This window comes from Catenuloplanes sp. NPDC051500, assembly GCF_044454585.1.
Lineage (GTDB): Bacteria > Actinomycetota > Actinomycetes > Mycobacteriales > Micromonosporaceae > Catenuloplanes.
Map to the genome: position 1 here is coordinate 298648 of NZ_JBITDX010000009.1, position 22119 is coordinate 320766.

The 22119-nt window shown below is 69.4% G+C and carries 20 protein-coding genes and 3 tRNA genes; 6 read left to right on the forward strand and 17 right to left on the reverse strand.

Annotated elements, in window-relative coordinates; all coding sequences use genetic code 11:
• Window positions 1-13: 13 nt before the first annotated feature.
• Both ACIA8K_RS20725 and ACIA8K_RS20730 read right to left on the reverse strand, forming a co-directional pair.
• Window positions 14-700: a response regulator gene (locus ACIA8K_RS20725; protein WP_396061449.1), complete on the reverse strand. Its 687-nt coding sequence runs from the start codon at window positions 698-700 to the stop codon at window positions 14-16.
• Window positions 697-2292 carry an ATP-binding protein gene (locus ACIA8K_RS20730; RefSeq protein WP_396061451.1) on the reverse strand — a complete coding sequence of 532 codons (1596 nt, stop codon included), beginning with the start codon at window positions 2290-2292 and terminating at the stop codon, window positions 697-699. The genes ACIA8K_RS20725 and ACIA8K_RS20730 overlap by 4 nt, the downstream gene beginning before the upstream one ends.
• A gap of 79 nt (window positions 2293-2371) precedes the next feature.
• Between ACIA8K_RS20730 and ACIA8K_RS20735 the strand changes: the two genes are divergently transcribed.
• Entirely contained in the window at window positions 2372-3751 is a 1380-nt protein-coding gene (locus ACIA8K_RS20735; RefSeq protein WP_396061454.1) for a cation:dicarboxylate symporter family transporter, read from the forward strand.
• A 1820-nt stretch (window positions 3752-5571) separates the two neighbouring features.
• Here ACIA8K_RS20735 and ACIA8K_RS20740 read toward each other — a convergent pair.
• From ACIA8K_RS20740 to ACIA8K_RS20750, 3 genes are all read right to left on the reverse strand, one after another.
• Window positions 5572-6426 (reverse strand): DUF817 domain-containing protein, encoded by an 855-nt coding sequence (locus tag ACIA8K_RS20740; protein WP_396061457.1) that lies wholly within the window; start codon window positions 6424-6426, stop codon window positions 5572-5574.
• Between the two features lie 232 nt (window positions 6427-6658).
• Window positions 6659-6889 (reverse strand): hypothetical protein, encoded by a 231-nt coding sequence (locus ACIA8K_RS20745; RefSeq protein WP_396061460.1) that lies wholly within the window; start codon window positions 6887-6889, stop codon window positions 6659-6661.
• Window positions 6890-7026: 137 nt separating this feature from the next.
• Window positions 7027-7311 carry a Smr/MutS family protein gene (locus ACIA8K_RS20750; protein ID WP_033337616.1) on the reverse strand — a complete coding sequence of 95 codons (285 nt, stop codon included), beginning with the start codon at window positions 7309-7311 and terminating at the stop codon, window positions 7027-7029.
• Window positions 7312-7423: 112 nt separating this feature from the next.
• Here ACIA8K_RS20750 and zwf point away from each other — a divergent pair, with 112 nt between their 5' ends.
• Window positions 7424-8767, forward strand: coding sequence for a glucose-6-phosphate dehydrogenase (zwf, locus tag ACIA8K_RS20755; RefSeq protein WP_396061463.1), 1344 nt, complete (start codon window positions 7424-7426; stop codon window positions 8765-8767).
• A 104-nt stretch (window positions 8768-8871) separates the two neighbouring features.
• On the opposite strand, the gene ACIA8K_RS20760 is transcribed toward zwf, so the two are convergent.
• The gene (locus ACIA8K_RS20760; RefSeq protein WP_396061466.1) at window positions 8872-9339 is read right to left on the reverse strand and encodes a universal stress protein; all 468 of its coding nucleotides are present in this window, start codon (window positions 9337-9339) and stop codon (window positions 8872-8874) included.
• Window positions 9340-9607: 268 nt separating this feature from the next.
• Between ACIA8K_RS20760 and ACIA8K_RS20765 the strand changes: the two genes are divergently transcribed.
• Window positions 9608-10348 (forward strand): ArsR/SmtB family transcription factor, encoded by a 741-nt coding sequence (locus ACIA8K_RS20765; protein ID WP_396061469.1) that lies wholly within the window; start codon window positions 9608-9610, stop codon window positions 10346-10348.
• 47 nt (window positions 10349-10395) lie between these two features.
• Window positions 10396-10779: a hypothetical protein gene (locus ACIA8K_RS20770; RefSeq protein ID WP_396061471.1), complete on the forward strand. Its 384-nt coding sequence runs from the start codon at window positions 10396-10398 to the stop codon at window positions 10777-10779.
• Window positions 10780-10993: 214 nt separating this feature from the next.
• Here ACIA8K_RS20770 and ACIA8K_RS20775 read toward each other — a convergent pair whose 3' ends face one another.
• Complete coding sequence (locus ACIA8K_RS20775) at window positions 10994-11908, reverse strand: DUF389 domain-containing protein (RefSeq protein ID WP_396061473.1); 915 nt, start codon at window positions 11906-11908, stop codon at window positions 10994-10996.
• A gap of 126 nt (window positions 11909-12034) precedes the next feature.
• Window positions 12035-12106: transfer RNA gene (locus tag ACIA8K_RS20780), tRNA-Gly, on the reverse strand.
• Between the two features lie 111 nt (window positions 12107-12217).
• On the opposite strand from ACIA8K_RS20780, the gene ACIA8K_RS20785 reads away from it, so the two are divergent.
• Window positions 12218-12577, forward strand: a complete 360-nt coding sequence (locus ACIA8K_RS20785) for a hypothetical protein (RefSeq protein ID WP_396061476.1) — start codon at window positions 12218-12220, stop codon at window positions 12575-12577.
• Between the two features lie 27 nt (window positions 12578-12604).
• Here the strand turns inward: ACIA8K_RS20785 and ACIA8K_RS20790 are convergent, their stop codons facing one another.
• The 9 genes from ACIA8K_RS20790 to ACIA8K_RS20830 all read right to left on the reverse strand — a co-directional run bounded on the left by ACIA8K_RS20790 (window position 12605) and on the right by ACIA8K_RS20830 (window position 20654).
• On the reverse strand, window positions 12605-12916 hold the full coding sequence (locus tag ACIA8K_RS20790) for a hypothetical protein (protein WP_396061479.1): 312 nt from the start codon (window positions 12914-12916) through the stop codon (window positions 12605-12607).
• Window positions 12917-12954: 38 nt separating this feature from the next.
• Window positions 12955-13031: transfer RNA gene (locus ACIA8K_RS20795), tRNA-Glu, on the reverse strand.
• Window positions 13032-13049: 18 nt separating this feature from the next.
• Window positions 13050-13121: transfer RNA gene (locus ACIA8K_RS20800), tRNA-Ala, on the reverse strand.
• Between the two features lie 223 nt (window positions 13122-13344).
• Window positions 13345-14190 carry a carbohydrate ABC transporter permease gene (locus ACIA8K_RS20805; RefSeq protein ID WP_396061482.1) on the reverse strand — a complete coding sequence of 282 codons (846 nt, stop codon included), beginning with the start codon at window positions 14188-14190 and terminating at the stop codon, window positions 13345-13347.
• Entirely contained in the window at window positions 14187-15101 is a 915-nt protein-coding gene (locus ACIA8K_RS20810) for a carbohydrate ABC transporter permease (RefSeq protein ID WP_396061485.1), read from the reverse strand. Before ACIA8K_RS20810 ends, ACIA8K_RS20805 begins: the two co-directional genes overlap by 4 nt.
• A 62-nt stretch (window positions 15102-15163) precedes the next feature.
• Window positions 15164-16477 (reverse strand): ABC transporter substrate-binding protein, encoded by a 1314-nt coding sequence (locus ACIA8K_RS20815; RefSeq protein WP_396061488.1) that lies wholly within the window; start codon window positions 16475-16477, stop codon window positions 15164-15166.
• 38 nt (window positions 16478-16515) lie between these two features.
• Window positions 16516-18519, reverse strand: coding sequence for a beta-galactosidase (locus ACIA8K_RS20820; protein ID WP_396061491.1), 2004 nt, complete (start codon window positions 18517-18519; stop codon window positions 16516-16518).
• Window positions 18516-19553, reverse strand: a complete 1038-nt coding sequence (locus tag ACIA8K_RS20825) for a LacI family DNA-binding transcriptional regulator (protein ID WP_396061493.1) — start codon at window positions 19551-19553, stop codon at window positions 18516-18518. The genes ACIA8K_RS20820 and ACIA8K_RS20825 overlap by 4 nt, the downstream gene beginning before the upstream one ends.
• Before the next feature lie 243 nt (window positions 19554-19796).
• Window positions 19797-20654, reverse strand: a complete 858-nt coding sequence (locus ACIA8K_RS20830) for a LysR family transcriptional regulator (protein WP_396061496.1) — start codon at window positions 20652-20654, stop codon at window positions 19797-19799.
• Between the two features lie 72 nt (window positions 20655-20726).
• On the opposite strand from ACIA8K_RS20830, the gene ACIA8K_RS20835 reads away from it, so the two are divergent.
• Window positions 20727-22118, forward strand: a complete 1392-nt coding sequence (locus tag ACIA8K_RS20835; RefSeq protein ID WP_396061498.1) for a GNAT family N-acetyltransferase — start codon at window positions 20727-20729, stop codon at window positions 22116-22118.
• Window position 22119 lies beyond the last annotated feature (1 nt).

The window sequence follows — 22119 nt, forward strand, 5'->3', positions numbered from 1 at the left end:
CTCCGCACCGTGTTCAGGCCGGCCGGTACTCCACTTCCGGCCGGCCCGGCCCGCCGTACCGCGGGGACCGCACCACTCTCCCCGTACCCGCGAGATGTTCGAGGTATCTGCGGGCCGTGACACGCGAGACGCCGGTGGCCGCGGCGATCTCCGCGGCGGACAGACCGCCGGTCGGCGGCGACGCGCGCAGAGCGCCGAGCACCCGGTCAAGCGTGGCCGTGTCCAGGCCCTTGGGCAGCGAGTCCGCGGGCGCGCCGCCGCGCATCGCCGCGAAGACCCGGTCGATCTCATGCTGCGCCGCCACCTGCCCGTCCCCGTGCAGTTGCCTGTGATACTCCGCGTACCGCTCCAACTTGTCCCGGAACCCGGCGAACGTGAACGGTTTCAGCAGGTAGTGCGCCACGCCGAGCGCCGCCGCGGACCGCACCATGGCGAGATCACGCGCGGACGTCACCGCGAGCACATCAGTCGGGATTGCCGCGGCGCGCAACGCCCTGACGATCTCCAACCCGTGCAGGTCAGGCAGGTGCAGATCAAGCAGGACCAGGTCGATGCCGCCGGGCCGGAGCGCGGCCAGCGCGGCCCGCCCGGAATGCGCCACCCCGACGACCTCGAAACCCTCGATCCGCCGGGTGTACGCGACGTGCGCCTCCGCGATCAGCGGCTCGTCATCGACGACAAGCACCCGGATCGCTGTCATGACGGGCCTCCGATCGGCAGCCGCACCGTGATCACCGCACCGCCCGAAGCCCCGGACGCCGCCACCGCCGACCCGTTGTGCCGCTCCGCGACCTGCCGGACCAGCGCGAGCCCGAGCCCACGCCCCTCCCGCTTGGTGGTCCACCCCCGCCGGAACGCGGCCGCCGCCTCCTCCGCGGTCATGCCCGGCCCGGTGTCCTTCACCCGGACCAGCACCTCCGCCGGCCCCTCGGTGACAAGCACCGTCACCCGGCGCGGCGCAGGATGCCCGGCCAGCGCCTCAAGCGCGTTGTCGATCAGGTTACCGACCACTGTGAGCAGGTCCCGGCTCGGCAGCCGCGCGCCGTCCAGCCGGGACTCCGGGTCGACAACCAGCTCGACGCCGCGCTCCGCCGCCTGCGCGGACTTGCCGAGCAGCAATGCGGCCAGCGCCGGCTCCGCGACCGCGCCGACGACCTGGTCGGTGAGCTGCTGCGCCAGCTCCAACTCCGCGGTGGCCAGCCGGACCGCCTCGTCCGCGCGCCCCAGCTCGACCATTGTCAGCACTGTGTGCAGCCGGTTCGCGGCCTCGTGCGCCTGCGCGCGCAGCGCCTCGGTCAGCCCGCGCACCGAGTCCAGCTCGCCGGAGAGCGCGCGCAGCTCCGTGTGGTCCCGCAAGGTCAAGACCGTGCCGAGGGTACGGCCGTCGAAGCGCGTCGCCCGCTGATTGGCGACCAGGATGCGATCGCCGGCAAGCACCGGCACATCAGCGGGCGGCTCCGCCGCGGTGAGCAGCTCCGCGACCTCGGCGGGCAGCTCGAGCGCGGAGACCGGCGCGTCGTCCGCGTCGTCCGGGAGGCCGAGCAGACGGCGGCCCTCGTCGTTGATCAGCGCGACCCGGCCGTCCGTGTCCACCACGACCAGGCCCTCGCGCACCGAATGCAGGACCGCGTCGTAGTACTCGTACATGCGCCGCATCTCCTCCGGACCGAGCCCGTGCGTCTGCCGCCGCAGCCGGTTGGAGAGCAGCCAGGCGCCGGCCGCGGCGATCCCGAGCGCGGCAAGCGTGGCGAGCAGGACCACCGGCAGCTGGTTTCGCAGCCGCCGGTTGATCTCGTCGGTGGTGATCCCGACCGAGACCAGGCCGGTGATCGCGCCGGCCTCGTCACGGACCGGCACGACCGTGCGCACGGACCGGCCGAGGCTGCCGGTGGTCGTCTCCACCACGGTGCCGCCGTTGAGCGCCTCGTCGATCGAGCCGACGAACGGGCCGTTGATCAGCGTCGGGTTCGGGTGCGTGTAGCGGGTGCGGTCCGGCGCCATCACCACGATGAAGTCGGTGTCGGTCGCGTCCCGCACGCTCTCCGCGTACGGCTGGAGGATGCTCGTCGGATCTTCGGCGCGCAGCGCGCTCACCACAAGCGGTGAGAGCGCGATCGTCTCGGCCACGGCCGTGACCTCCTCGACGGCCGCGTGCTGCGCGTCCTGCGCGGCGAGCGCGACAGTGCCCACGGTCCCGGCCGTGACCAGCAGCGTCACGACGAGCACCTGCAGCACGAACAGTTCGCGCGCGATGCTCCATCGTCGGATGATCGGCCGTCGGATGATCGGCATGTTTCGGGTCCGGGTCCTCACGGTGAACAGAATGAACGCAATGGTGCCTCACCCTGAGACACAGGCCACAGTCTGCGGCATGAGCGTCACAGAGCACACAGCGCCGGTACGGCGGTCGGGTGGCCGTACCCACTTCCTCTATATCGCCGTCATCGTCGCCGTGCTTCTCGGCATCGCGGTCGGCTTCCTCTGGCCGGACACGGCGAAGGAGCTGGCACCGCTCGGCACCGGCTTCGTCAACCTGATCAAGATGATGATCGGGCCGGTCATCTTCTGCACGATCGTCCTCGGCATCGGCTCGATCCGGAAGGCCGCGTCCGTCGGCAAGGTCGGCGGGCTGGCGCTCGGCTACTTCCTGACCATGTCCACGGTCGCGCTGGCGATCGGCCTGGTCGTCGGCAACATCGTGCACCCGGGCCAGGGCCTGCACCTGAGCGACTCGGTCGCGGCCGCCGGTCAGAGCGCGGCCGGCAAGGCGCCGCACACAAGCACCGCCGACTTCCTGCTCGGGATCATCCCGCACACGCTCGTCTCCTCGCTTACCGAGGGCCTGGTGCTGCAGACGCTGCTTGTGGCCCTGCTGTTCGGCTTCGCGGTGCAGTCGATGGGCACGCGGGGCGAGCCGGTGCTTCGCGCGGTCGAGCTGCTGCAGCGCGTGGTCTTCAAGATCCTCGCCATGATCATGTGGCTGGCCCCGATCGGCGCGTTCGGCGCGATCGCCGCGGTCGTCGGCGCCACCGGCATGGACGCACTGAAGAGCCTGGCCCAGATCATGCTCGGCTTCTACATCACCTGCGCGATCTTCGTGTTCGTGATCCTCGGCCTGATCCTGCGGCTGGTCGCCGGCGTCAACATCTTCAGCCTGCTCAAGTATCTCGGCCGCGAGTTCCTGCTGATCGTGTCCACGTCGTCGTCCGAGTCCGCGCTGCCCCGCCTGATCGCGAAGATGCAGCATGCGGGCATCAGCAAGTCGGTCGTCGGCATCACGGTCCCGACCGGCTACTCGTTCAACCTGGACGGCACCGCCATCTACCTGACCATGGCGTCGCTGTTCATCGCATCGGCGATGGGCGACCCGCTGAGCATCAGCGAGCAGATCTCACTGCTCCTCTTCATGATCATCGCCTCGAAGGGCGCGGCCGGCATCACCGGCGCCGGCCTGGCCACGCTCGCCGGCGGCCTGCAGAGCCACCGCCCCGACCTGGTCGACGGCGTCGGCCTGATCGTCGGCATCGACAGGTTCATGTCCGAGGCGCGGGCCCTTACCAACTTCGCCGGCAACGCGGTCGCCACCGTCCTGGTCGGCACCTGGACCAAGGAGATCGACAAGGAGCGCCTCGACGCGGTCCTGGCCGGCCGCGAGCCCTTCGACGAGGCCACCATGCTCGACGAGGAAGAGGAGGCCAAGCAGGTCCCGGCCGCCGCCGTCACCTCCCCTTCGGACGACGCCACCCGCTGACCTGATCCCGTACGCCGCCGGACCCGACGGCACACGCCTTGCCGGGTCGCGGCGCGTCGGACAGCGTATCGACGTTGTGCAATGTAGTGTGTGCGTACTCGGGCGCCGCCGGAATCCCCCTCCGGCAGCGCCCGAGTCGTACCCGCGAGGCTTTTGTTGGTACTCGTCGGCCAACTGCCGGGCCAGCAACAACAGCTACGAAGACCGGCGTTGGTTCAGCGGTACCACCGAAGACGCCCTCGAGTTCGTCTGCGCCGGCTTCATCATCCCTCTCACCGACCGGCCGCAGCCTGACCTCCAGCCGTCAACCCTCGACGAACTTACGAACTGAAGCACTCAGCCATGCACAGCGTCCGATCCGATATGATCAAATGCCCGGTAACGCACCGCAATGATCGGACAGTCAGCGAGTCAGTTGGTCAATCCAAATGAATCGAATAATCACCCGTCGAATGTACACAGGAGTGGTTATGGGTGCCGCATAGCCACTCCTGTGTACATTCGACGGATGATCTCTGTGCGGAGATTCTAAGCCGATCCGCTTTATGGCAAAATTTCGCGCGCGCGGTGCCCGCTCTCCAGTTGCTCTCCGTAGTGACCGCCTTTTGTCCTTGATCACGTAAGCTTTACTGAGATTTCGCGGTCGGGGTGCGAGTCGGGCACTCCGCGCCCGAAATTTCGTTATATAGAAGCCCCTGACGCGCCTTACCCTGACCGCGGAAGGTCGGTAGAAGGCCCTAGGGCTCAGGGGTCATGTCCGGCGAGGCCGTCCAGTCCTCTGGCCGGACATGGATCTTCCACTATGCGGGAATCAAGATCCTTGTTTTGCTCACGGTCCTTTCCCGGCTGCGCAAAGGACCGTGAGCAAAACAAGGATCTTGACCACCCCGGCCACTCCGCCAGCCACCGTTCGGCGGCACCGCCTTGGCCTTGCCTGCAGCGAATCCCTGTGTAGATCATCCTCGCCAAAATTCCCGCGGTAGCTGCTTCTTTGTCCCCTCCACGTTTCTGCGGGAGCCGTTCGCATGTCTTGACCTTGCCCAATCCTGAGTGGAGCCGGCCGCGCAACCGGCTTGACGCGCGCCACCGCTTCGATGCCGCTCTTGATCTTTGTCAGGCCACGCGCTCTGCCGAGGTCTTGTGATCAAAGTGGATAAGTGCCGTATTGGCCGCAATGCTGCGAAATTTCGGGCACAAGGCGCCCGCGACGCGACCTGACTCAGAGGCGCACAAGATCGATAGTGCCGTCCCGAGCGCTGTCCGAAGGCGACGCCGGGGCAGGTGGGAAACTGATAGGGATAGTGCGCCGGATCGGCATGTCGGAAGGCGCCAGTGCCGGGTGAGTAGGGCGGGAGACTGAAGGGCGGAGCGTGCCGGATCAGCACGTCGAAAGCGCGGCATCGGGCCGGGTTAGTAGGGCGAGAAAAAGCGGGGAGAAGCGTGTCGGATCTGCAGGTCGGAAGCGCGGCGCCGTGCGGGTTGAGTAGGGCGGGAAAATGGCGGGGAGAAGCGTGCCGGATCTGCAGGTCGGAAGCGCGGCATCGGGCCGGGTTAGTAGGGCGGGAAAATGGCGGGGAGAAGCGTGCCGGATCTGCAGGTCGGAAGCGCGGCGCCGGGCCGGGTGAGTAGGGCGGGAAACGGCGGGGAGAAGCGTGCCGGATCAGCACGTCGGAAGCACGGCATTGACGGCTGGGTGAGCGGAAACGGCATGGAAGATGCGCCGGATTTGCCTGCGGCGGCGCTGGACGTGACGATCCAGGCGACCGGTGTGGGGGTGTGCCCGGCCACGGCGGGAACGGATCCGAGCGGCGTGCGGAGCGCTAGCGGAGCCCGGCGTGAGGTTGGCCCGCGGGAGCGTGCGGGTCGCGACCACCCACGGAGTGGGAAAGCGGCTTCGGGTTCGTGATCTGGGGTGGTGCGGGGCGGGGGAAGGAGAGGGATTCCCAGCGTTTGAGGGCGGCCACGAGGACGAAGCTGACGCTGACCAGGAGGGCCCAGGAGCCGAATTTCGAGAGGTGGACCATGCGCCAGACGTCGCCTTGGTCGGGGTACTGCCAGGCGCCGAGGAACGTCGCGCCGTTTTCCGCGAGCCAGAGGACGCCGCCGATCAGCAGGAACGACACCGCGAGCGGCATCGTGTAGCGGGTGGGCCCGACGCGGAACGTCACTGTGGTTCGCCAGGTCGCGGCGATCAGCGCGATCGCGCCGAGCAGTCGCAGGTCGGGGAGCCAGTGGTGGGCGAAGAAGTTGGCGTAGACGAACAGGGCGGCGAGCGCGGTCGGCCAGGTCCGGTAGTTGATCAGCTGGAGGTCGAGTCGGCGCCACGCCTGGCACATGTAGCTGCCGACTGCCGCGTACATGAAGCCGCTGTACAGCGGCACGCCGCCGATCTTGCTGAAGGCCTCGCCGGGGTACGCCCACGAGCCGGTGCGGACCTTGAACAGCTCCAGGGCGAGACCGACCAGGTGGAACAGGCCGATGACAAGTACCTCCCGCCCGGTCTCCACACCGACCGCCCAGAGCAGCACTGTCAGCGCCAGGCAGCCGGCGAGCAGCGCGTCGTACCGGGCGATCGGCAGCGGCACCACGCTCGTCACCGCCAGCATGGCGAAGACCGCGACCGCGAACATGCAGCTGACGGCCTCGTGATACCCGAACCGGAGAAGCTGGCGCATGACGTGAGTCTGTCCGCGCCCTCGGTGGCGACGGGTGGAGCGTTTGTGGAGGTGCTGTGGACGTCCCCGCCTCTGATCCGCCGGGAAACCAGGGACATCGTCGTCGCCGGAGGGAGGTGCTAGGGCGCGGTTCCTATCTGCCAGGGCCCGATGTACCTGCCCCACACCACGATCGCAGCGGCGGGCGCGGCCACCACGAACGCGATCTTCAGTGCAAGCTGACCCGGCAGCGCTATCGGGGCGGGCTCACGTCGTACCCACGCAGCGTTTTTGATCTGGGCAGGGTGTGGGGGAGCGTGACGATTGTGGCGAGGGCGAGAGCCGAGATGATGGCCTGGGCGGCGATGGCGGCGGGGGAGGACACGCCGAGCACGTAGATCGAGTAGCCGTTGGCGGCGGCGTCGGTGGTGAGGATCGCGGCCGCGAGGAGCAGGCCGGCGCGGCGGCGGAGGAGTAGGAGCACGCCGGCGAGCGGGTCGAGGAGCGTCAGCGAGAGGAAGTAGGCGGCAAGCCACGGCGGGGCCCACGGGTAGGGCGGCCAGGTGGTGAGCTGCCAGAGGTGGACGGCGCCGCCGTAGAGCAGGACCGCGGCCAGGAACCTCAGCGTCCGCGTCCGCGCCGGCCGGTCGGGGCGTCGTGCTTGAAGTGCACGAACAGGCGGCCCCAGTTGTCGCCGTCCTTCTCGACACGGTGGTAGAGCTGCTTGATGTCGCGCTGGTCGAGGAAGCGCAGCACCTTCTTCTTCAGGGCGCCGCTGCCCTTGCCGGGGATGATCTCGACGGTGGCGGCCTTCTTCTGGATCGCCTCGTCGATGATGTTCCGCAGCGCGCGGTCGATCTCCTGACCGCGGTTGAAGATGTCGTGCAGATCCAGCTTCAGCTTCACGCGCCCATATTAGCTGTCGCCCACGTCTCACCCCGCTCCGGAAATCCGGACGATCATGTGTTCGTTGGTCAGGAACGCATAGTTCTCTACCGACTTTATGGGGTGGACCCCAATGAACGAGCGCGCTGATGCTGTCGTTCTGTTCGGCGTGACCGGCGATCTCGCCGCCAAGAAGCTGATCCCCGCCCTCTACGAGCTGACCCGCCGCGGCCGCCTGGACCTGCCGGTGATCGGCGTCGCCCGGTCGGCGTGGGACCACGAACAGCTGGTCAAGACCGTGCGGAAGGCGGTGGTCGAGGCCGTCGACGTTGTTGACGAGGCCGCGTTCGACGCGCTGACCGCGCGAATGACCATGATCTCCGGGGGGTACGACGACGCGCGCACCTACGCCCGGCTGGCCGCGGAACTTGCCGACGCGAAGAATCCGCTCTTCTACCTCGCCATCCCGCCTACCGTCTTCACCGACGTGGTCAACGGGCTGAGAGAGCTCGCGGACCGCGGCCGGGTGGTCGTGGAGAAGCCGTTCGGGTACGACCTCGCGTCCGCGCAGGCGCTCGCTGTCACACTGCGGAGCGCGTTCGCGCCGGAGCGGATCTTCCGGATCGACCACTACCTCGGCAAGGAGGCGGTGGAGGGGATCACGGCGGTCCGGTTCGGCAACCGGCTGCTGGAGCCGATCTGGAGCCGCGAGCATATCGACAACGTGCAGATCACGCTTGCGGAGCAGTTCGGCACGCAGGGGCGGGCCGGCTTCTACGACCGCAGCGGCGCGGTCCGGGACGTGCTGCAGAACCACGTGCTCCAGGTCGCGGCGCTGCTGGCGATGGAGCCGGGCGGGTCGAAGTCGGACGAGCTGCACGCGCTGCGCCGGATGCGGCCGCTGACCCCGGCGAGCACCGTCTTCGGCCAGTACGTGGGTTACCGGGACGAACCGGGCGTCGGGGAGGGCTCGACGACCGAGACGTTCGTGGCGGCGACGCTGCGGATCGACACGCGGCGGTGGGCGGGCGTGCCGTTCCACCTGCGGGCCGGCAAGCACCTCGGTGAGACCGCGACCGAGGTGGTGGTGACGCTGCGGCCGTCGAGCACGGCACCGTCGACGCCGAACCTGCTGCGGCTGCGCCTCGGGAAGAAGGACGGCCTCGGGTTCACGCTCAACGTCAAGGCGCCCGGCCGGGATGCGGCGGCGACCCGCGCGGTGCCGCTCGACGTGGATTTCGGCACGGTGCTCGGCGAGCGCCAGGAAGCCTACGAGCGGCTGATCGACGACGCGCTGGACGGGCGGCAGGACCGCTTCGCCTCGGAGGAGACGATCCGGGAGGAGTGGCGGATCGTGGCGCCGGTACTGGACGCGCCGATGCCGATCCTGCCGTACGAGCGGGGGAGCTGGGGACCGGAGACGCCCGGCACGCTGCCGACCGGTGGCTGGCACGCGGTCGGCGGCGCCGGACGCTAGGTCAGGAGGGACTGGAGCGGCACCGACTCGTCGGCCAGCCGCTCGAGCCACGGTCGGCGCGGCACCGATCGCACCAGCACCGCGTCGACCGCCAGGACGGTCTCTCAACCGCTCAGTTCGGACAGCTCCCGGCTGATCGCGTCCGCCACGCTGCGCTGCTGCCACTGCCGTGCGAACGCGTCGGGCGGGACGACCTGCACCGGGCAGGTCGCGTGCGCCACGCAATAGCCCGCGATCGACCGCCGGAACACGCGCCGCCACCAGCGCTGCGGCGTCCGGCCGACGAAGAGCACGTCGTCCTCGCGCGCGTAGTCGACAAGCGCCGCGCCCGGCCGGTCAAGCACGGTCACCGAGTTGATCTGCACGTCCGGCGGCATGCCGCCGAGCGCGTCCGCGAAGCACTCGCGGATCAGCTGGCGGGCCGCATCCCGCCCACGCACGTAGACCGCGTCCGTGCCGTCGAGATCCCAGGCGCGCACCGCACGCAGCGGTACGCCACGCCGCCGCGCCTCACCGACCGCCAGGCGCAGTGCGCGCAAGCCGGTCAGCGACGGCGACACACCGACGATCACACGAGGTCCCACCGAGTCGGCCAACACTCTGCCCTCCGTCCCGTCCGCCCGTCATCACCACGCCGATGCGCCGGCGGACGTGCCGCATCACAAGACCCAACGATCGGGTGTCACGGGGTGCCCGCCCGCGCCGCTCGTCGTCATGCAGACGGTAAGCCCCCGATGCCCTCTCCCGTAAGGGGCGAATTTCATCGATCTGTGACAGGCCTTTCGACACGCGGTCACAGAGTCTTGCATAATGCAGGTAAAAGCCTGCATAATTCTGGGCATGGACCGGGTCTTCCGCGCGCTCGCCGACGCCACTCGCCGCGGCCTCCTCGACAGCCTCCGGGCCCGCGACGGCCAGACGCTCGGCGAGCTCTGCGCCGGGCTCGACATGGCCCGCCAGTCCGCCACCCAGCACCTCACCGTGCTCGAGGAGGCGCACCTGATCAGCACCGTCCGCCGGGGCCGGGAGAAGCTGCACTACCTCAACCCGGTGCCCATCCACGAGATCCGCCGCCGCTGGATCGCCGCGTTCGACGAACCGCGGCTCGCGGCGCTTGAAGCAATCAAGGAGCGCTCGATGATCCCCGACTACGTCTACGTCACGTACATCCGGAGCACTGCCGAGCGCGTCTGGTCCGCGCTCACCGACGCCGATCTCACCGCGCGGTACTGGGGGCACAGCAACAGGTCCGACTGGCAGCCCGGCTCCACATGGGAGCATGTCCGGACGGACGGTTCCGGCATCGCTGACGGCGGCGGCGTCGTCATCAAGACCGATCCGCCCCGGCAGCTCGTCATCTCGTTCGGCATGCCCGGCGACCGGCCTGAAGACGGCGCGGGAACCGTCACGTTCGATGTGGAGCCCTGGCAGGAGATCGTGCGGCTCACGGTCACCCACACCGGACTGACGTCCGAGGAGGACCTCGGCCTCATCTCCAAGGGCTGGCCCGCGGTCCTGGCGAACCTCAAGTCGCTGCTGGAGACCGGCGACGTGCTGCCCCAGGCGCCGTGGGAGATGTGAGTACCCGTGCTCACGCGTACCACAGCTGGCGGGCATAGGTTTTCGGCATGAACGCCAAGACCGTCACCGCTGCCCTGGCAGTCGCCGTCCTCACCGTCGTCACCTGGTTCGCCTGGCTCGGCTGGGACACCAAGCAGGACGTCGACGCGGCCGGGAACGTCTCCGGGCCCTACCAGGCCTGGCAGGTCATCGGCTGCGGCGTCACGCTGCTCGCCCTCCTGGTCGCGGCGATCGTGCTGCGCGTCAACGCCGTCGCCACCGCGGCCGCGATCACGCTCGCCTTCACCGCGGTCTGGACCTGGGACGCGGCCCGCCACGACGACTCCGGCCTCTTCGCGGTCGGCGCGCTCCTCGTCTTCGTCGGCCTCGCCGCGAGCAGCGCGATCGCCGCGGCCGTCACCAGCTTCGTCGCCCGGCCCCGGCCCGCCTGAACCGCGCTGCGGTGAGATCAGAATCCTGAAGAACTAGAAGCAGATTTTCCCGCTTCCGCGGTGGTCCGGTTCCGCATGCTCCCGCGGGCTCCGGTGCCGTGGGTGGCCGGGGAAACCCAGGGGCGTGCGTCAGGTCGACACAGGTGCCGGGCGCTGTGTCGATGTGGGGCCGGGGCGAGGCGCCGCAGCCCGGGATCCCACGTCGATCCAGCGCCTACCGTCGCCAGGCGAGGCGCTGGATCAGGAGGGTGAGGATGCCGGCGATCACGATGGCGATCAGGTTGATCAGGAGTTGCAGGGCGGAGCCGGCGGCCTCCTCGGTCACGCCGTAGGCGAGTGCCACCGCCGCGTTCGCCGCGGCCGGGACCGTGGTGACGGAGATCAGGACGCCGACCAGGGTGCCGGCCCGGGCGGAGGTCAGGGACAGCATGCCCGCGACGCCGGCCAGGAAGCCGACGACCCAGGAGAGCGCGTCGGGGCGCCAGATGAAATCGGTGAGCGGGCGCTCGGCCAGAAGCATCGACCTGTCCACGAGGCCGGTGGCGTCGAGCAGCAGCGTGGTCGCGGCCGTGCAGGCCATGCCGACGGCGAAGCCCACGGCCAGGGAGAGGAGCGCGCGGCGTACCAGACGGGGCCTGAGTCTGACCGCGCCGACGCAGAGCGCGGCGAGCGGGCCGAACTCGGGGCCGACCACCATGGAGCCGACGATCAGGATCGGCTGGTCGAGGAGCACGCCGATGCCGGCGATCACGCAGGCCACGACCATGAACATGCAGAACGCGACGGAGAGCCGCGCCTCCTCGCCGGTTTTCGACTCGACCTCGTGCCAGACGACCGCGTCGACGCCGAGCCCTGGGGTGCGGCGGGCGGCACGGCCGGCCGCGCGGGACAGCGCCACGTCGACCTGCTCGATCACGATGGACCCGGACTCCTCGATGCCGAGTCCGCGCAATGCGTCCAGGATGTCGCTGGCGCCTTCACGTACCACGTCGAACTCGATCATGTCGCCGCGTGGGGTGCGGGCCACCCCGGGCATCACAACCACGTGCGCCACGGCCTCGTCCTTCGCCAGCAGCGTTTCGATCTCGGCGGTCAGCGCCTCGGGCGCGATCACCCGTACATGAAGCATCGTCGGCCCCTCCCGCCCGGTAGCGCCCACGAAGTCTAGAGATCGGCTCGCGGGGGTGCTCCACTGCCTGAGGAGGGTGCGACATGCCAGGCTCGCGGTCTGCGCGAAAGGCTGACTGAAGGAAAGAGCGGACGACGGGATTTGAACCCGCGACCCTCACCTTGGCAAGGTGATGCGCTACCGCTGCGCTACGTCCGCGTGTCACTCCGGTATGTTGCTCCCGGCGACAGGGGAAACATTACGCGACGCCCTTCATCGACGTCGCACCGGGTTCCTGTTGCGGCCGCGAGGGGTCGCTACCGTGGTGGCGTGGCCCACTGGATCTTTCAGAGCAAACCCGGCACCGGCCTCGATCCCCGCCGCTGCGTCAAACGGTACCGATCCCGCATCGCCGCTGGTGACGACATCGCGTTCTGGCAGACCGGCGGCGTCGGCCTTGTCGGGCTGGGCGCGATCGCCGGCCCGCCCGAACTCGACGCCGAGGCCGGTTGGACCGCACCGATCACGCTGCTCCGGGTCTTTCCCGAGGCTCCGGTCCCGCGCGCCGCCCTGCTGGCCGACCCCGACTTCGCCGACAGCGCCATCCTTCGCATGCCGGGCGCGGCCAGCCCTTTCCCGGTGACCGGCACCGAGTGGGCCGCCATCCTGCGCCACACCGCCGGGCGCTGAACGCCGCAGGTCGTGGCACGCACCGTGTCAGTCGCCACCGAGCCGGCCCCGTGGAGCGTCGTGGGGATCTTCCAGGGCCGCGGCTGGGAGCAATCCGCGCAGCCCGGCGTCGAGCAGCGGTGACCGGTACTGCTCGCTGCCAGGGATTTTCGCGATCGCCATCACCAGGTCGAGCGCCTGTTCGAACGTCACGTCCAGCCGGAGCTGGTGCCGTTGTTGCGCAGCCCGCAGGAGCGGTTCACCGGTAGCGGACAGTCGTTCTCGGTCTCTACTCGACCGGGCGCCGAGCACGAGCAGTCGCAGCCAGGAGCGGGCGGCTCCTGCCCCTGACGGACGCATGAGCTGCACCTGAGACACGTTGATGATGAATGGGTTGCTGGTCGCCCGTCCGAGGGTCGAACTCGGTCTTCCGGATTGAGAGTCCGGTGGTCTACCTACCTCAGCCTCACGGGCGTTGATGTTGTCTACTGCGTGGACCTGGGCGGATTTGAACCGCCGACCCCCGGAATGCCATACCGGTGCGCTACCGCTGCGCCACAAGCCCGAGAAAAGGAAACGCCGCCCGGTTTGGAATCGGAGGGCGGCGTCGAGGAGCACGTGCTATTCACGCCGTCGGAAGGAGGCCTCAGCCTGGTGTTCGGTCATTGTCGCTGGTCTCCTCTCCGGTAAGGCGGTGCGGTGCTTGTGAATACGTTAGGGCCACGCCACCGGGCCGGCAACGCAATTACGCCGCCCGCATCCCGGTGGAACGGGATGCGGGCGACGGGTCAGCCCTTGACGCCGCCGGCGACGAGGTCGAGCTTCCAGTAGCGCTGGAGGAACAGGAACAGCGCGAAGATGGGGATGATGGAGATGAGCGCGCCAGTGATGACGAGCGTGTAGAGCGCGGGCTGGGAGGCGCCGCGGTTGAGCAGGGAGTAGAGGCCGACAGTCAGCGGGAAACGGTCGTCGTTGGCAAGCATGATGTAGGGGAGCAGGAAGTTGTTCCAGATGCCGATGAACTGCAGCAGGAAGACTGTGACCAGGCCGGGCATCATGACCGGCAGGCCGATCGACCACAGCATGCGGAACTCGCTCGCTCCGTCCACGCGCCCGGCCTCGAGCATCTCGTCCGGGATGGACGCGGCGGCGTAGACCTGGCAGAGGTAGATGCTGTACGGGCTGATCACGCTCGGCAGGATGACAGACCAGTACGTGCCGACCAGGCCGGTCGAGGAGAGCAGCAGGTACTGCGGGATGGACAGCGTGATGCCGGGGACGAGCACGCCGGCCAGCAGCGACCCGAGGATCACCTTCTGGCCGGTGAACTTGTACTTTGCCATCGCATAGCCGCAGGCGGCGGAGACCAGCACGGTCAGGAACGCGCCGCCGCCCGCGTAGATGAGGCTGTTCAGCGTCCACTTCCAGAACCGGCCGCCGCCGTAGGAGTTCAGCGCGGACACGTTCTCGCTGAAGCCGCCGTTGAAGCTGGGGAAGCCGGAGAACGTGGTGAACAGCTCGCCGGCGCCCTTGGTGGAGGCGAAGACCAGCCAGATGATCGGGGCGAGCGAGTAGAGCGCGCCGATGACCAGCAGGATCGTCGGGACGAGCTTGACACGCGAAGCGGATTTCACGCCGACCTCCTGGCACGGAGCCGGAACACGGCCAGGGCGGCCAGGGACATGAGCACTGTGGCCAGCGCGAGCAGCACCGAGGTGGCCGAGCCCAGGTAGACGTCGTTCTCGATGAACGCCTGCTGGTAGATCCGCATCAGCGGCACCCAGTCCGGCGTGATCGAGTTGGTGACGGACTTGACCGTGTTCGGCTCGCTGAAGACCTGGAGCATGCCGATGAGCGAGAACACCGACGTCATGATCAGAGCAGGGGCCAGCAGCGGAATCTTGATCTTCCAGGCGATCTGCCACTCGTTCGCCCCGTCGATCTTCGCGGCCTCGTAGACCTCGGCCGGCATCGCGCGCAGCGCCGTGTAGAGCACCACCATGTTGAAGCCGACCGAGCCCCAGATGGCGATGTTCGCGATCGAGAAGTAGATCGAGATGTCACCGAAGAAGTCCGGCGCGGGCAGGCCGAGCTCGGTGAACGCCCTGGTGATCGGGCTGACCGCGGGCAGGTAGGTGAAGCCCCAGAGCACCGACGCGATGACGCCTGGCACCGCGTACGGCAGGAAGATCGAGATCCGGGTGAAGCCCTTGAGACCGACCTTGGGTACGTCGAGCATGAGCGCGAACGACAACGCCAGGCCCATCGTGATCGGCACCATGATCACGCCGTAGGCCAGCATGCGGGTCAGCGCCTCGTACATGGCCGAGTCGGTGATCGCGGTGACGTAGTTCTCCATCCCCACGAACACTTCGGTGCGCACGCCGAAGCCCCGGCCGCGGACGCGCATGGCGTGCAGGCTGAGCCAGATCGCGTACCCGATGGGGATGAGGAAGAAGGCGATGAAGAGGACGACGGCAGGTGCGGTCATCAGATAAGGGGCGGCGCCGGGGCCGCGGCGGCGTCGCTTAACAACAGTGGTCATGTGCACGCATCCGTTCTGGACACCGACGGCCCGCCGGCGAGGAGCCGGCGGGCCGAACAGTGCTAGGCGACCTGGTAGCCCTGCTTCTTGAGGTCGTCGACCGAGGTGGTCTGCACCTGGTCCGCGACCGCCGCGAAGTCGGTCTTGTTCTTGACCGCGGTCGGCAGCAGGTCCTCGAACGCGCCGTAGGTGACGTTCGTGTTCGGGCCCCAGCTGTCGAAGCCGCGCGCGGTCTTCGCGATGGCGGCGGCGGTCGCGGTGTAGTCGGGCTGGTTGCTCATGTACTCCGGCGCGTTGCCGAGCACGTCCGCGCCCTGACCGGCGGTCGCCGCCGGGTACAGGCCGATCTTCACCAGCGCGGCAAGCGCCTCCGGGTCCGCGGTGATCCACCTGGCGAACTTCGCGGCCGGTGCCTTCTGCTTCGAGGTCGCGGCGACGCCTGTCGAGGAGCCGCCCCAGAAACCGGTGACGTTCTCGCCTGCGGACCACTGCGGCATCGGGGCGACCTTCCACTTGCCCTTGGTGCCGGGGGTGACGCCGGCCAGCACGCCCGCGCCCCAGACCGCGCTCGGCCAGGCGATGATGGTGCCGTCGCTCATCTGCGCGTTCCACTGCGGCGTGTACATCGGGTCGCCGAGGATGTCGCCGGAGTTGGCCAGCCCGCCCCAGAAGGACAGCATCTTCTTGGTGGCCTCGTCGTTGATGCCGACCTTCCAGGCGTCGTTCGAGTTGCTCCACCAGTTCGCGCCGGCCTGCTGCGCGAAGCCGGCGAGCCAGCCCGCATCGCCGGGCGAGAAGGTGGTCAGGTACTTCTTGGGGTCCTTCGCGCGCACGGCCTTGGCCAGCACGCCGAACTCCTCCCAGGTCTTCGGCACCGAGAAGCCCATCTCGGTGAAGATGTCCTCCCGGTAGAAGAGCATCATCGGGCCGACGTCCTGCGGGATCGCGTAAGTGGCGCCGCCGAACGAGGTCAGGTTCCAGGTGCCCTCCGCGAACGCGCCCTTGATCGGGGCGATCGCTGTGGTGATGTCCTGCAGAGCGTTGTTCGTGATCAGCGTCGGCAGCGCCTGGTACTCGGCCTGGATCACGTCGGGCGCGTTGCCGGCCTTTGACGCGGTCAGGAACTTCGAGACCAGCTCGTCGCTTGCGGCCTGGCCGGACAGCTGCACCTGCTGCGTCGGGTTCTTCGAGTTCCACAGGTCGACGACGGTCTGGATGTTCTCCGCCCAGGACCAGAAGACGATTGTGGCGGGCGCGTTCTCGTCGCCCTCGATCGCCGGGGCGGCGCCGTTCTCGCCGCCCTCGTCGTCGCCGTTGCCGCAGGCGGCCAGGAGCATGGTGGCGGCCGACGTGGCCAGCAGGGTCCTTCTGCGCATGATGTTCTCCGCTTTTAGGTGAGGGTCAGCCGGCACCGTCAGGCGCCGGAGTGCTGCCGCAGGATCGCGACACCACGGGGGGCGAGCTGCGCCCCGTCGTGCAATGGGGTACCGGTGAGCACGTCCACGGCATCCCCGTCGAAGGGCACGGAGACGGTGCCGTCCCCGTGGTTGAGCAGGAAGAGCAGGTCGCCGCGTCGAACCGCTTCGACATTGGGCGGCAGACTGTGCAGCACGCCTTCGACGCCGGCGTCCTTGAGGAAACGGGTGGTCAGGGCGGACAGCCCGTCGGCGTCCGGCAGCGTCGCGATGTACCAGGCCACACCCGCGCCGAACTCGTGACGCGTCACCGCGGGCGAGTGTGAGTCGTCGAAGGTGGCGATCACCTCGGCGCCCTCCGCGCGAATCGTCTCGGTCCAGTCACGTGCCCGGAAACCCGACGTGTTGAAACCGGTTTCATCGCGCCACGAGCAGCTGAGGTCGCCGTCGACCGGCCGCCACGCCTCGCCCGACATGCCCAGCACCTCGCGCAGCGGCGCCGGGAAACGCCCGGTGTGCAGGTGGCCGCGCGGGTCGGCGAGCCCGGAGAACGGCCCGACGACAAGGACTCCGCCCGCACGCACCCACGCCGTGAGAGCCGCCGCGTCCTCGTCCGAGAGCACAAAAAGACTAGGAGCGATCACCAGTTGGTACGCGAGGAGCTCCGACGACGCTCGCGCGAGGTCCACTGTCACCCCCCGCTGCCAGAGCGGGTAGTAGTAGTCGGTCAGCTGCTCCACCACGGACAGCCGGTCGCTCGGGCGCGCCCGCTCCTCCGCCGCCCACCAGCTGTTCCAGTCGTGAAGCAGGGCGACGTCCGCGCGCACCTCCGTACCCGCGACGGCACTCAGTTGTTGAAGTTCCAGACCGTGCGCACGGACCTCCTCGTGCGCGGTGGTGTCCGGCCCGGCCAGCGGCACCATCGCGGAGTGGAAGCGCTCCGCGCCGAACGCGGACTGACGCCACTGGAAGTAGCAGACCCCGTCCGCGCCGCGCGCCACCGCCTGCAACGACTCCAGGCGCAGCTGCCCGGCCGGCTTCGGCAGGTTGTGCGGGCGCCAGTTGACCGCGCCGGTGGACTGCTCCATCAGCATCCACGGCTTGCGGCCGGCAAGCGAGCGCATCAGGTCGTGGGTGAGCGCGGCGCGGGCCGGGAAGCGCGGGTCGGCTAGGTCCGGGTACCAGTCGTTGGAGATGATGTCCTGCTCGGGAGCCCAGGACCAGTAGTCGACCGGCTTGAACAGGCCCATGTAGTTCGTGGTGACCGGCTTGTCCGACCGGGCCCGCAGCAGGTCGCGCTCGGCCTTGAACTGGTCGAGCAGTGCGTCCGAGCAGAACCGGGCCCAGTCGAGCCGCTGCGACGGGTTGACGATGTAGGGCGCGGTGCGCGGCGGCAGGATCTCGGCCCAGTCGGAGTAGTGCTGCGACCAGAACGTGGTGCCCCAGGCCGTGTTCAGCTCGTCGAGGGTCCGGTAGCGCGCGGTCAGCCAGCGCCGGAAGTTCGCGGCGGTCAGATCGCAGTGGCAGACCTGGCCGTACTCGTTGCCGACGTGCCACATCGCGACCGCGGGATGATCCGCGTAGCGCTCCACCAGGTCCGTCACGATCTCAAGCGACCGCGCCCGGTAGACCGGCGACGACGGGCACCACTGGTTGCGCGCGCCGTACCAGAGCGTGGTCCCGGACTCGTCCACCGGCAGCGTCTCCGGCCAGCGGTGCCCCATCCACGGCGGCGGCGACGCGGTCGGCGTGGCCAGATCGACAGCCACCCCGGCGCCGTGCATCAGGTCCAGCACCCGGTCCAGCCAGGCGAAGTCGCGCTCGCCCGGGGCCGGCTCCAGCCGCCCCCAGCTGAACACGCCCACGGTGACCAGGTTGACGCCGGCTGCCCGCATGAGCGCCGCGTCCTCCTCCCACACGTGCTCCGGCCACTGCTCCGGGTTGTAGTCGCCGCCGAAGAGCAGTCCTCGCCCGTCGGTCACGGTGTGCAGGCCGGGTTTCACGCGTGTGCCCCCTTGGTTCGTGGCGCCGCGGAGCTGCCGCCGATCACCAGGCGGCACGGCACCAGTTCACCGCCGTCCGGCGGCCCGGCGGCGTCGTCCGAGAGTTGTTCGATCAACATCTGCGCGCCGCGGCGGCCCAGCTCCAGACTCGGCGGCTCAAGCGTGGTGATCTGCGGCCGGAACATCGCCGCGACCTGCGCGGACGTCAACACCAGGACAACCGTCAGATCCGCTGGTACGTGCCAGCCGCGCTCCTCGACGGCCTCCAGCACGCCGACGACCGCCTGGTCGCTGGAGACCGCGACGGCAGTGGTCTCCGGATGCGACTCCAGCAGCGCGTGCAGCGCCGCGCGGCCCTGCTCCGCGGTGTCCGCGCCGAAGCCGTCCGCATAGGACAGTCCGGCTTCCTTGGCCGAGGCCGCGATCTCCTGGCCGATGCGCACGACCGGGCCGTACTCACCCGCGTACGCCGCGCTCGTGTGGTTGATGAACGCGATCGCGCGGTGGCCGAGCCCGGTCAGGTGACCGACCACGTCCGCGCCGAGCCGGCCGAAGTCGATGTCCGCGAACCACAGCTTCTCCGGGCGGCGGGTGCGGCCGATCAGCGCGAACGGCACGTTCTCACCTGTCAGCAGCTCCACCCGCTCGTCGTCCAGCCGGACCTCCATCAGCAGCACGCCGTCAAGCAGCCCGGTGCCGGTCAGGTAGCGCAGCTCCTCAAGCGGGTCCGCGTTCTCCGGGGAGAGCAGCAGGTGGTAGCCGAGCTCGCTGGCCGCGGCCGCCGCGCCGGTCGCGAACTGCATCTCGGTCAGGCCGAACCCGCTCGCCGGCGCCGGGTAGTGCAGCGCAAGGATTCTGGTCCGCTTGCTGACCAGGCCGCGGGCCAGCACGTTCGGCCGGTAGCCGAGCTCCTGGGCGGCGGACTCGATGCGGCGCTTCGTCTCGGCGGCGACCGGGCGCGTGCCGTTCAACGCGGCGGACGCGGTGGAGACCGCGACGTTCGCGCGCATGGCTACGTCCCGTAGCGAGATCATGCGCCACCGACTCCTGTTGTCCGAATCACTGTCGAAACGTTTCGCACACGCTAGAGCTGCGCTTCTGAAGATGTCAATGGTGTTACATGAGGAATTCCTCTGATCAAAAAGTGGTGGTTAGGTGACCGTCCGTCATGGCGCGAGCCCGGGGCAGGCGCGGAGTCCGGTCCTTGAGCGTCATCGCCGGACGCGCGACCACGCGCCAGGAGAACGCGGCAGGCGACACGGCCGGCCACGTGCTCCTCACGGCGACAGCAGGGCGAGCAGCGCGCGTACCGCCGGGGTCGCGGTGCGGGTCAGCGCATGGGTGGTGCGGGTGATCGGCGGGCCGGGGAGCGTGCGCAGCGCCACGCCGGGCGGGACATCTGTGACGGTCGCGACCAGCTCCGGAACCAGCGCGACGCCCAGGCCGGCCCGGACCATCCGCAGCACCAGCGCGTAGTCGTCCGCGGTGTGCACCACGTTGGGGCGGAAGCCGGCCAGCGCGCACACCCGGTCCAGCAGCTCGTGATCAGTGGTGCCGGCCGAGCCCCCGATCCACGCCTGCTCGTGCATGCGCGTCGCGTCGCCGTCCTCCGGCAGCGCCAGCAGGATCGGTTCGGTGCCGAGTGCCAGCCGCGTCGTGCCGGGCGGCGGATCCTCCGGGATCACGTTGTAGGTGAACGTGATCGCCACGTCGCAGCCGCCGTCCGCGAGCGCGGCCAGGGCCTCGCGCGGCTCCAGCTCGTGCACGACGACCCGCAGATCCGGGTGCCTCAGTTGCGCCGCCCCGATCGCGGGCAGCAGGCGGGCGGCCGCGGCCGTGCCGAAACACGCGACCCGCAGCGGCCCGCGCGGCGTCGCTGCCGCCCGCAGATCCTCCTCCGCCACCTCCATGGCGTGCAGGATCGTGTGCGCGTGCCGGACCAGCCGCTCACCCTCAGCGGTCAGCCGCACCCGCCGCCCGGCGCGGGCGAAGAGCCGCACGCCCGCCTCCCGCTCAAGCGTGGCCAGCTGCTGGGAGACGGCGGACGACGACATGGCGCAGGCCTCACCGACCGCGATCATCGTGCCGCGGCGGGCCAGCTCACTGAGGAGTTTCAGCCGGGTGGGGTCCAACATCCTTAAAACCTTACAGTTGTACGAAGTAACGCTAAGTAGACGTGATCGTTCTACGGTGGCGATACTCCCACCATGATCACGGTCATCGAAGTGCCGCAATTCCAGGCGTCCCAGTCGCCGTCCGCACCCCGGCTCGCCGACGGCGCCCGTTTCCTGGCGTCCCTGATGCCGTCCGCGCGCCAGGTGCGCGTGCCGATCGGCGGCACGCTCGCGGAGACCGCGGCGAACGTGCGGGCCGCGCTGCCGGCCGACGGCTTCCCCGTGGTGGTCGGCGGTGACTGCGGCGTCGGCCTCGCCCCGGTAGCGGCCGCGGCGTCCCGGTACGGCGACCGGCTCGGCGTCGTCTGGTACGACGCGCACGGCGACCTGAACACGCCGGAGACCTCGCCGTCAGGTGCGTTCCCCGGCATGGTGCTGCGGACACTGCTCGGCGAGGGGCCGGACGCGCTTGTGCCAGCGGTGCCGCTGTGGCCGTCCCAGGTCGCGCTTGTCGGCACGCGCGTGCTCGACCCGGCCGAGTCCGCGTACATCACGTCGTCAGGCATCGGCGGCGCACTCGATCCCGGCGCGGTGGCATACCTCCACGTCGACCTGGACGTGCTGGCCGGGATCATCTCCGTCGGCTGTTCCGAGCCGGGCGGGCTCACCCCGGCGCAGCTGCTGGAACACGTGGCCGGCGTCGCCGCCCGGCACGAGATCGTCGGCCTGACCATCAGCGGGTACGCGCCCGCCTCCACAGTCGACGAGCCGATGCTCCGCGAGCTGATCCCCGCGTTGGTGCGGATCTGCGCCGGCGGGCAGGCGCGGCGCATCGAGCGGATCGCGGCCGCGTCCTGGCCGGCCGCCGTAGCCGAGGAACGGGACGGCTGGCTGCTGCGGCACACGCCCGGCGTCACCCGCCGCCGGAACAACTCGGCGCTGCCGGTCGGGCTCCCGTCCGTACCCTCGATGGAGCAGTTCTACGGTGCGGTCAACGCGCCGGCGATCGCGCAGATCTCACCGGCGGATCAGTACGCGGAACTGGACGCGCTGCTCGAATCGCGCGGCTATGTGCTCAACGGCGAGACCTCGGTGCTTACCGCCGCGACGCTCGGTTCGCCGTCGCATGCGGTGACGCGGCACGACGACAGTTCAGAGTGGGAGCGCCTGTTCGCGTCGATCGCCGGAGACGTCACCGCACTGCCGGTTATCTCCCGGATCGCGGCGCCCGCCGCCGTCTTCACAGTGCAGTCCGCCGCGCTCGCGCTTGCCGTCACCGTCGACGGCTGGACCGGCGTGTTCTGCATGGTCACCAGGCCCGAGCACCGCCGCCGCGGCCTGGCCACCGCACTGCTCGCCGCGATCGCGGAATGGGCGCCGGGCCCGCTCTACCTCCAGGTCGAGGACACGAACACTGTCGCGCGGGCCGTGTACGAGCGCGCCGGATTCACGCTGTCCCACAGGTACCACTACCGCACCAGGTGAT